Source organism: Hydrogenophaga sp. (assembly GCF_051007235.1).
Lineage (GTDB): Bacteria > Pseudomonadota > Gammaproteobacteria > Burkholderiales > Burkholderiaceae_C > Hydrogenophaga.
Window position 1 is genome coordinate 1 of sequence record NZ_JBPCSJ010000009.1, and the last position, 9,759, is coordinate 9,759.

A 9,759-nucleotide genomic window follows, 5' to 3' on the forward strand; every position below is an offset into this window, starting at 1 on the left:
CAGGAAAGCGGCTTCCTGGCCGGCGAGATCGTGCCGGTGATCACCGAAAAATTCGAGCTGGACGGCTACAAGGCTCGCGGCATCAAGCTGCAGGGCAAAACCACCGAGGTGGCGACCGACACCCACCCGCGCCTGTCGCCGCCCGAGGTGCTGGCCAAGCTCAAGGCCGTGTACGACGGCGGTGTGCAGACCGGTGGCAACAGCTCGGCGCTGGTCGATGCGGCCGCGGCCTGTGTGGTCGCCTCTGGCGCCTACGCCAAGGCGCAGGGCAAGCGCCCGCTGGCCCGCGTGGTGGCCGCTGCCGCTGTGGGCGTGCCGCCCGAGATCATGGGCATCGGCCCGGCGCCCGCCATCCGCCTGCTGCTGGAGCGCACCGGTCTGAAGCTGGACGACATCGCCCGCTTCGAAATCAACGAAGCCCAGGGCGCACAGACGCTGGCCGTGGGCCGCGAACTGGGCCTGGACCTGTCCAGGCTGAACGTCAACGGTGGCGCCATCGCCCTGGGTCACCCGCTGGCCGCCACCGGCGTGCGCCTGACGCTGACGCTGGCGCGCGAACTGCAGCGCAGCGGCCAGCGCTACGGCATCTCCAGCGCCTGCGTGGGCGGTGGACAGGGCATTGCGCTGCTCATCGAAAACACCTCGATCTGACCCCACACAAGGACACACACATGAACATCCAAGGACACGCCGCCCTCGTCACCGGTGGAGGCTCCGGCCTCGGCGAAGCCACAGCCCGCGAACTGGCCCGCCTGGGCGCCAAGGTCGCGGTGCTCGACCTCAACATCGAAAACGCACAACGCGTCGCCCAGGACATCGGCGGCGTGGCGGTGCAGTGCAACGTGTCCGATCCGGACAGCATGCAAGCCGCCGTCGAGGCCGCCGCCGCGGCCCACGGACCGGCGCGCATCCTGATGCAGATCGCCGGCATCGGCAGCGCCAAGCGCGTGGTCGGCAAGGACGGCAACGCCGCCCCACTGGCCGACTTTGCCCGCGTGATCAACGTCAACCTGATCGGCACCTACAACGCGGCGCGTCTGTTCGCCGCCGCCTGCGCCAAGCTCGACCCAATGGAAGACGGCGAGCGCGGCGTGATGGTGTTCACCGCCAGCGTGGCCGCCTTCGACGGCCAGGTCGGCCAGCAGGCCTACAGCGCGTCCAAGGCCGGCGTGGCCGGCATGACGCTGCCGATGGCACGCGACCTGGCGCAGCACGGCATCCGCGTCTGCTCCATCGCCCCCGGCCTGTTCGCCACGCCGCTGATGAAGGAACTGCCCGAGCCGGTGCAGGAATCGCTGGCCAAGAGCATCCCGTTCCCGAACCGCCTGGGCAAGCCCGAAGAATTCGCCGAACTGGCGGCCCATATCGTGAGCAACGGCCACCTCAACGGCGAGGTGATCCGCCTGGACGGCGCCCTGCGCATGGCCCCGAGGTGAGTACCCCCTGCGCCGCCTGCGGCGTCTCCCCCCAGGGGGCGGCGCTGGCGACCCGGCCAAGCCGGTTCCACGGCGCCCTGGCTCAGACCCTTCGTTCGAATCTTTGTTGTTATGTCAAAAACTGTTGTGTATGAGGTGGAAGTGATGTTCGGCGATTGCGATCCCGCCGGCATCGTCTTCTTTCCCAATTTCTCGAAGTGGATGGACGCGTCGTCGCTGAACTTCTTCGTGCAGTGCGGCGTGCCGCCCTGGCGCGAGCTGGTCAAGACCACCGGGATCATCCGCACGCCGCTGCTGGAGATCCACACCAAGATCATGAATCCCGCCACCTACGGCGAACGCCTGCAGATCCACACCAGCGTCACCGAATGGCGCGAGAAGGTGCTGATCCACAAACACATCGTCAAGCGCGGCGACACGGTGCTGTGCGAAGGCGAGGAGACCCGTGCCTTCTGCATGCGCGACCCGCAGAACCCGGACCGCATCAAGGCGATCCCGATCCCGGCCGACATCGTGGCCAAGTGTTCCTGAGCCCATCCCCTTTTCCCGTTCCCTGTTCCTGTTCCACCCCTAGGAGACATCCCATGAAAGCCATCAAGACCCTGGTCGCCGCCGCCGTGACCCTGCTCTCCGCCGGCGCCGCACAAGCCGACATCAACATCGGCGTCAGCCTCGCCCTGACCGGCCCCGGCTCCGGCCTGGGCATCCCGATGCAGAACCAGTTCAAGCTGTTCCCCAAGACCATCGCCGGCGAGAAGGTCAACCTGATCGTGCTGGACGACGCGACCGACCCGGGCAAGGGCGCCGCCAACGCACGCCGCTTCGTCACCGAAGACAAGGTCGACATGATCATCGGCTCCTGCATCACCGCCGTCGCCGCCGCCATGACCGACATCGCCAGCGAAGCCGGCACGGTGCAGCTGGCCGGTTCGCCGGTGGGCGTGCCCGCCGGCAAGGACAAGTGGCTGTTCCGCCTGCCCCAGTCCAACACCGTCATGGGCCACGCCGTGGTGGAGGACATGAAGGAAAAGGGCATCAAGACCATCGGCTTCCTGGGCTACACCGACGCCTACGGCGAACAGTGGCTCAAGGAAATCACGCCCCAGCTGGACAAGGCCGGCATCAAGATCGTCGCCACCGAGCGCTTCGCCCGCACCGACACCAGCGTGACGCCGCAGGCCCTGAAGATCACCTCCGCCAACCCCGACGCGGTGCTGATCGTGGCCTCGGGCTCCGGCGCCGCGATGCCCCAGATGGCCATCGTCGACCGCGGCTTCAAGGGCAAGATCTACCAGACGCACGCCGCGGCCACACAAGACCTGATGCGCGTCGGTGGCAAGGCCGTTGAAGGCACGCTGGTGGTCTCCGGCCCGGCCGTGATCGCTGAACAGCTGCCCGACAAGCACCCGTCCAAGCCGGTCGCGATCGACTTCGTGCAGAAGTACGAGAAGGCCTACGGCCCGAACTCGCGCAACCAGTTCGCCGGCCACGCCTACGACGCCCAGATCGTGCTGGAAAAGGTCGTGCCGGTGGCGCTGAAGAAGGCCAAGCCCGGCACGCCCGAGTTCCGTGCCGCCCTGCGCGATGCCATGGAAACCATGGGCCGCACCGTGTTCTCGCACGGCGTGATGAACTGGACGGCCGCCGACCATTGGGGCTACACGCTGGAAACCGGCGTGATGCTGAAGGTCGTGGACGGCAAGTTCAAGGCTGACTGACACCCCCCGCGTCGCCTTCGGCGCCTCCCCCCTCTCTCGCCTTCGGCGGGAAGGGGGCGACACCTGAGGCCCGGCGAAGCCGGTTCCTCGGTGTCTCTGGCTGGAACAGCCCTTCTCTCTCTCGTTGAAGGTTTTGTATGGACTTTTCAATTGCCAGCATCCTTGCGCTGGACGGCCTGACCAACGGTGCCGTCTACGCCTTGCTGGGCCTGGCCACGGTGCTGGTGTTCACCGTCACCCGGGTCATCTTCATTCCGCAAGGCGAGTTCGTCGCCTATGGCGCGCTCACCCTGGCCATGCTGCAGACCGGCAAGACGCCGGGCACCGTGTGGCTGCTGCTGATCCTCGCGGTGGTGGCGGCGCTGATGGAGCTGGTCGAACGCTGGCGCCACCATGGGCAGGTGCTGCGCGCGCTGCGCTCGGCCGCCAAGACGCTGGTGCTGCCGGTGGTGGTGGCGCTGGTGAGCATCTGGGCCGCGCCGCAACAGTTCCCGATGTGGGCGCAGGCCGCGCTGAGCCTGGCCATCGTCACCGCCTTCGGTCCGCTGGTCTACCGCGTGGCCTACCAGTCGCTGGAAAGCGCGACGCCGCTGGTGCTGCTGATCGTCTCCGTCGGCGTGCACTTCGCCATGACCGGCCTGGGCCTGCTGTTCTTCGGCGCCGAAGGCTTCCGCAACCCGCCGTTCTGGGACTACCGGCTGGAACTCGGCCCGGTCGCCCTGTCCGGCCAGACCATCGTCATCGGGCTGTGCTCGCTGGCGCTGATCGTGATGCTCTACCTGTATTTCGAACGCTCGATGCGCGGCAAGGCGCTGCGGGCCACCGCGGTCAACCGCACCGGCGCGCGCCTGATGGGCATCTCCACCCACGCCTCGGGTCAGCTGACCTTCACCATGGCCGCCTTCATCGGTGCGCTCTCGGGCCTGCTGATCGGCCCGACCACCACCGTGTTCTACGACTCGGGCTTCCTGATCGGCCTCAAGGGCTTTGTGGCGGCCGTGGTCGCCGGCCTGTCGAGCTACCCCGGTGCCTTGCTGGGCGCGCTGTTCGTCGGTCTGGGGGAGTCGTTCGGCTCGTTCTGGGCCAGCGCCTTCAAGGAGGTCATCGTGTTCACGCTGATCCTGCCTGTTCTTCTGTTTCGCTCGCTGGGCAGCAGCCACTCCGACGAGGAATGAAACCATGCACCCCCTGCGCCGCTTCGCGTCTTCCCCCTCTCCTGCGGGAGGGGGACGCTCCCTGTGCCCCGGCAAAGCCGGTTGCACGGGAGCACTGGTTGAACCTCCATCGCTTGACAGCTTTCGGCCACCGATCTGCTTCGTGAACCATTGACATGAACATCCGCAAAACCGGCCTGCTGGCCCTCATCGCTGCCGTGCCGCTGATCGCGGTGCTGCCGCTGCCCGATTTCTGGATCACCCAGCTCAACTACATCGGCCTGTACGCCATCACCTGCCTGGGGCTGGTGCTGCTGACCGGCGTCGGCGGCCTGACCTCGTTCGGCCAGGCGGCCTTCGTGGGCATCGGCGCCTACACCACCGCCTGGCTGACGCTGAACATGGACGTCTCGCCCTGGATCACGCTGTTCATCGGCATGGGCCTGACGGCCGCCAGCGCGCTGGTGGTCGGCGTGATCACGCTGCGCATGTCGGGGCACTACCTGCCGCTGGCCACCATCGCCTGGGGCCTGTCGCTGTACTACCTGATGGGCAACCTCGACGCGCTGGGCAAGTACGACGGCATGCTGGGCCTCAAGAGCCTGTCTGTCGGCAGCTTCGACATCGGCCAGGGCCGCGCCTTCTTCGTGCTCACCTGGGGCCTGCTCATTGCCGCGGCCATCGGCCTGCTGCACCTGCTCGATTCGCGCGCCGGCCGCGCCATCCGCGCGCTCAAGGGCGGTTCGCAGATGGCCGAGGCCATGGGCATCAGCACCTTCCGTTACAAGGTCACGATCTTCGTGCTGGCGGCCGTGCTGGCCTCGGTCGCGGGATGGCTGCTGGCGCACTTCCAGCGCACGGTCAACCCCTCGGCCTTCGGCCTGAAGATGGGCATCGAGTACCTGTTCATGACGGTGATCGGCGGCGTCGGCCACGTCTGGGGCGCCCTGGTCGGCGCGGGTCTCATCAAGATCATGGACGACCAGCTCCAGGTGCTGTTGCCCAAGCTGATCGGCACCAGCGGCAGCTACGAGGTGATCGTGTTCGGCGTGCTGATGGTGCTGGTGCTCAAGTACCTGCCCGACGGCCTGTGGTCGGTGGTGGGCAAGAAGCTGCCCGCCCCCCGGCGCAAGCTGGACTGGGCCGACGCGCCCGCCCTGCCCGCCCGCGACAAACCGGCCCATGGCGATCTGGTGCTGGACGTGGACAAGATCCGCAAGCAGTTCGGCGGCCTGACCGCGGTGAACGACATCGGCTTCCAGATCAAGGCGGGCCAGATCGTCGGCCTGATCGGCCCCAACGGCGCCGGCAAGTCCACCACCTTCAACCTGGTGACCGGCGTGCTGTCGCTCACCAGTGGCTCGGTCAAGTTCCGCGGCGAGACCATCAGCGGCCTGTCCTCGCGGGAGATTTCGCGCAAAGGCATGGCGCGCACCTTCCAGCACGTCAAGATGATCCCCGACATGACGGTGCTGGAAAACGTCGCCCTGGGTGCCCACACCCGCGGCCACAAGGGCGTGCTCTCGGCCATGCTGCGCAGCAACCGGGCCGAAGAACAGCGCCTGTTCAAGGAAGCGCAGCGCCAGCTCGAACGCATCGGCATGGGCGAGTACCTGCACGAGCAGGCCGGCAACCTGGCCATGGGGCCGCAGCGGCTGATGGAGATCGCGCGTGCCCTGTGCGCCGACCCGGCCCTGCTGCTGCTGGACGAGCCCGCCGCCGGCCTGCGCCACAAGGAAAAGCAGGGCCTGGCCGACGTGCTGCGCCAGCTCAAGTCCGAGGGCATGAGCATCCTGCTGGTGGAGCACGACATGGATCTGGTGATGCAGATCTGCGACCACCTGGTGGTGATGGAGTTCGGCACCCTGCTCACCCAGGGCACACCCGAGCATGTGCAGCAAGACCCCCTGGTGCGCGCTGCGTACCTCGGCAGCGAACACTAGATGGCACCCCCCTGCACCGCCTTCGGCATCACCCCCCAGGGGGCGGCGCTGGCCATCCGGCACAGCCGGCCCGGCGGTGCCCTTGGCCCGGTCCTTTCATGCGTCGCAACGAGCGACCTCGATGGAGTTTTGAGATGAGCACACCCCTCCTGCAAATCAGCGACCTGCGCGCCGGCTACGGCCGCGCCGAGGTGCTGCACGGCCTGAGCCTGCACGCCGACAAGGGCAGCGTCATCACCGTCATCGGCCCCAACGGCGCCGGCAAGTCGACGCTGCTCAACACGTTGATGGGCATCCTGCCGGGCAAAGGCAGCATCCATTTCAACGGGCAGGACATCACCTCGCTCACGCTCGAAGAACGCGTGATGCAGGGCATGGCCCTGGTGCCCGAGAAGCGCGAGCTGTTCGGCAGCATGTCGGTCGAAGACAACCTGCTGCTGGGCGGTTACCGCCAGATGCGCCTGGGCAACGCGCAGTGGCGCGACCGCCTGGCCGACGTGTTCGAGACCTTCCCCCGACTCAAGGAACGCCGCCAGCAGCTGGCCGGCACGCTCTCGGGCGGCGAACGCCAGATGCTGGCCGTGGGCCGTGCTTTGATGGGGCGCCCCACCCTGCTGATGCTCGACGAGCCCAGCCTGGGCCTGGCGCCGCTGATCGTGCGCGAGATCTTCTCGATCATCGAATCGCTGCGAAAAACCGGCGTGACCATCGTGCTGGTGGAGCAGAACGCCCGCGCGGCCCTGCAGGTGGCCGACCACGGCTACGTGCTGGAAATGGGCGAGATCAGCGCGCAGGGCGTGGCCAGAGAACTGGCCACCGACCCGCGGGTGATCGAAACCTACCTCGGCACGGCCAAGCAGGCCGCCTGATCGGGCGGCGCCGACGAAGACCAGGCCGCACCCTTCACCCGCTCACGTTGACCCACCCCCGACCAGAACCATGAACGCCTACCAGCCCCAGCCCGCCGAACAACGCTTCATCCTGCAGAACGTGCTGCAGGCGCCGCAGCAGCTCGCTGCCCTGCCCGCCTACGCCGACTTCGATGGCGATCTGCTGGTGCAGGTGACCGACGAGGCCGGCAAGTTCGTGGGTGAGGTGATCGCGCCGATGAACCGCGAAGGCGACGAGGTGGGCGCGCAGTGGAAAGACGGCGCCGTCACCATGCCCCCCGGCTTCCGAGACGCCTACCAGGCCTTCTGGCAGGCCGGCTGGCCCTCGCTGGCCTGCGCCACCGAGGACGGCGGCCAGGGCCTGCCGGCCGCGCTGGAGGCCATGCTGTACGAGAACCTGAGCGCCGCCAACCACGGCTGGACCATGGCGCCCGGTCTGCTGCACGGCGCGTACGAGTGCATCAAGCACCACGCCTCGCCCGAGCTGAAAGCGCGCTACCTGGAGAAGGTGGCCACCGGCGAATGGCTGGCCACCATGTGCCTGACCGAGCCGCACGCGGGCTCGGACCTGGGCCTGTGCCGCACCAAGGCCGTGCCACTGGCCGACGGCTGCTACGCCCTGAGCGGCACCAAGATCTTCATCTCCGGCGGCGAACACGACCTGACCGACAACATCGTGCACCTCGTGCTCGCGCGCCTGCCCGACAGCCCGCCCGGCCCCAAAGGCCTGTCGCTGTTCCTGGTGCCCAAGTTCTACGAAGACGGCACGCGCAGCGCCGTGGTCTGCGAACGCATCGAGGAAAAGATGGGCCTGCACGGCAGCCCCACCTGCGTGATGCGCTTCGACGAGGCCGCGGCCTGGATCGTGGGCGAACCGGGCAAGGGCTTGAACGCCATGTTCGTGATGATGAACGCCGCCCGCCTGCACGTGGGTTTGCAGGGCGTGGGCCTGCTGGACGCGGCCTGGCAAAAGGCCGACGCCTATTCGAAAGAGCGGCGCCAGATGCGCGCGCCCGGCGGCTCGGCCAAAGCAGGTGAAGCCGACCTGATCGAGCAGCACCCGGCCATGCGCCGCATCCTCGACGCGCAACGCGCCTGGGTGGACGCCGGCCGTGTGGTCGCCTACCGCACCGCGCTGGAACTCGACATCCTCAAACACCACGGCGACGCGGCGCGCCGCGACCTGGCCAGCCGCTGGTGCTCGCTGGTCACGCCGGTGCTCAAGTCCGCCTGGACCGACCAGGCCTTCCACGGCGCCAGCGCCTGCCTGCAGGTCTTCGGCGGCCACGGCTTCGTGCGCGAATGGGGTATCGAACAGATCGTGCGCGACGCGCGCGTGGCCATGATCTACGAAGGCACCAACGAGATCCAGGCCATTGACCTGCTGCTGCGCAAGACCCTGCCGGACGGTGGCGCCGCACTGCTGACGCTGCTGGCCGAGCTCGGTGCCGAACTGGGCGACGATCCGCAGTCGGTGCGCGTCCAGGCCGAACTGGAGCGCTTCGCGGGTTTCATGCGTGGGCAGTTGCTGCCGCGCGCCACGTCGAAAGACGCACCCGCCGACCTGCCCCACTGGCTGGCAGACGACTTCCTGCGCGCCGTGGCCATGCTGCTCATGGCCTGGGCCTGGGCGCGCATCGGCGCCGCGCCGGGGGCCGACGCCGCCCGCTGGCAGACCGCGCAGACCGGCTTCTGGCGCTGGGTCTGGCCCGAATTCGGCATGCGCCTGAGCATGATGGAAGACAGCCTGGCGCGGGCCTGACGCCAGCGCACCGAGCACCCTGAGCCCGCAGCGCAACCGTTATCCTTGGCCTCCATGCCTGAAACGACCGTCGCCAACACCCTGCGCCGCCCGCGCGCACCGCGCAAGACCGCGGTGGCCGCGGCCGCACCACCGGACGCTGCACCCGAGACCGACAGCGGCATCGACGCCAGCTACCTGGAAACCCTGCTGGGCTACAACGCCCGGCGCGCGGCGCTGGCCGTCATCGGCGTGTTCCTGCAGCGCATGGCGCCGTTCGGCCTGCGGCCGGTGGACTTTTCGGTGCTCACGCTCATCGCGCACAACCCGGGCATCACCTCGCGCCAGCTGTGTGCGGCGCTGGACATCCTGCCGCCCAACCTGGTGGGCATGATCAAGAGCCTGGACAAGCGTGGCCTGATCGAGCGCCGGCCGCACCCCACCGACCGCCGCGCGCAGGGCCTGCACCTCTCGCCCGCCGGCAAGAAGCTGCAGAAAAGCGCCCAGGCCACCGCCACCCGGCTGGAAAGCGACGTGGCCAGCCGCCTGAGCGCCGACGAGCTCGACACCCTCAAGTCGCTGCTGCGCAAGGTGTACACGCGCTGAAGCACCCCGCCCAGCGGCGGGGCGTGGGGGCACCAGCGATCCGGCGCCGGGCCGCCCCAAGCCGGATCAGCCCCCAGACCCGGTAACGCCCGGGGCCCTCCCCGGTCCTGGGGCAGCGACCCGCGCAGCGGTGGAGCGTGGGGGCGCAGGACGGGCCAGCCGCCGGGCCGCCCCAAGGCAGGCCCAGCCCCCATGGGGGGCAGCGACCCGCGCAGCGGCGGAGCGTGGGGGCACAGCGATCCGGCGCAGGGCCGCCCCAAGCCGGATCAGC

General features: G+C 68.5%; 8 protein-coding genes and 1 pseudogene. All 9 read left to right on the forward strand.

Going from position 1 to position 9,759, the window contains the following annotated elements:
• Window positions 1-651 (forward strand): annotated as a pseudogene (locus ACR2JA_RS00225) (acetyl-CoA C-acyltransferase); the annotation flags it as partial.
• A 20-nt stretch (window positions 652-671) separates the two neighbouring features.
• Complete coding sequence (locus ACR2JA_RS00230; RefSeq protein ID WP_434007129.1) at window positions 672-1,436, forward strand: SDR family NAD(P)-dependent oxidoreductase; 765 nt, start codon at window positions 672-674, stop codon at window positions 1,434-1,436.
• Between the two features lie 111 nt (window positions 1,437-1,547).
• The gene (locus tag ACR2JA_RS00235) at window positions 1,548-1,967 is read left to right on the forward strand and encodes an acyl-CoA thioesterase (RefSeq protein ID WP_434007130.1); all 420 of its coding nucleotides are present in this window, start codon (window positions 1,548-1,550) and stop codon (window positions 1,965-1,967) included.
• A 53-nt stretch (window positions 1,968-2,020) separates the two neighbouring features.
• Complete coding sequence (locus tag ACR2JA_RS00240) at window positions 2,021-3,154, forward strand: ABC transporter substrate-binding protein (protein ID WP_434007131.1); 1,134 nt, start codon at window positions 2,021-2,023, stop codon at window positions 3,152-3,154.
• Window positions 3,155-3,291: 137 nt separating this feature from the next.
• A complete protein-coding gene (locus ACR2JA_RS00245; protein ID WP_434007132.1) occupies window positions 3,292-4,329 on the forward strand; it encodes a branched-chain amino acid ABC transporter permease in 1,038 nt (345 codons plus the stop codon).
• 155 nt (window positions 4,330-4,484) lie between these two features.
• The gene (locus ACR2JA_RS00250) at window positions 4,485-6,251 is read left to right on the forward strand and encodes a branched-chain amino acid ABC transporter ATP-binding protein/permease (RefSeq protein ID WP_434007133.1); all 1,767 of its coding nucleotides are present in this window, start codon (window positions 4,485-4,487) and stop codon (window positions 6,249-6,251) included.
• 134 nt (window positions 6,252-6,385) lie between these two features.
• Window positions 6,386-7,120 carry an ABC transporter ATP-binding protein gene (locus tag ACR2JA_RS00255; protein ID WP_434007134.1) on the forward strand — a complete coding sequence of 245 codons (735 nt, stop codon included), beginning with the start codon at window positions 6,386-6,388 and terminating at the stop codon, window positions 7,118-7,120.
• Between the two features lie 70 nt (window positions 7,121-7,190).
• The gene (locus ACR2JA_RS00260; protein WP_434007135.1) at window positions 7,191-8,903 is read left to right on the forward strand and encodes an acyl-CoA dehydrogenase family protein; all 1,713 of its coding nucleotides are present in this window, start codon (window positions 7,191-7,193) and stop codon (window positions 8,901-8,903) included.
• Between the two features lie 54 nt (window positions 8,904-8,957).
• Complete coding sequence (locus tag ACR2JA_RS00265) at window positions 8,958-9,488, forward strand: MarR family winged helix-turn-helix transcriptional regulator (protein WP_434007136.1); 531 nt, start codon at window positions 8,958-8,960, stop codon at window positions 9,486-9,488.
• Window positions 9,489-9,759 lie beyond the last annotated feature (271 nt).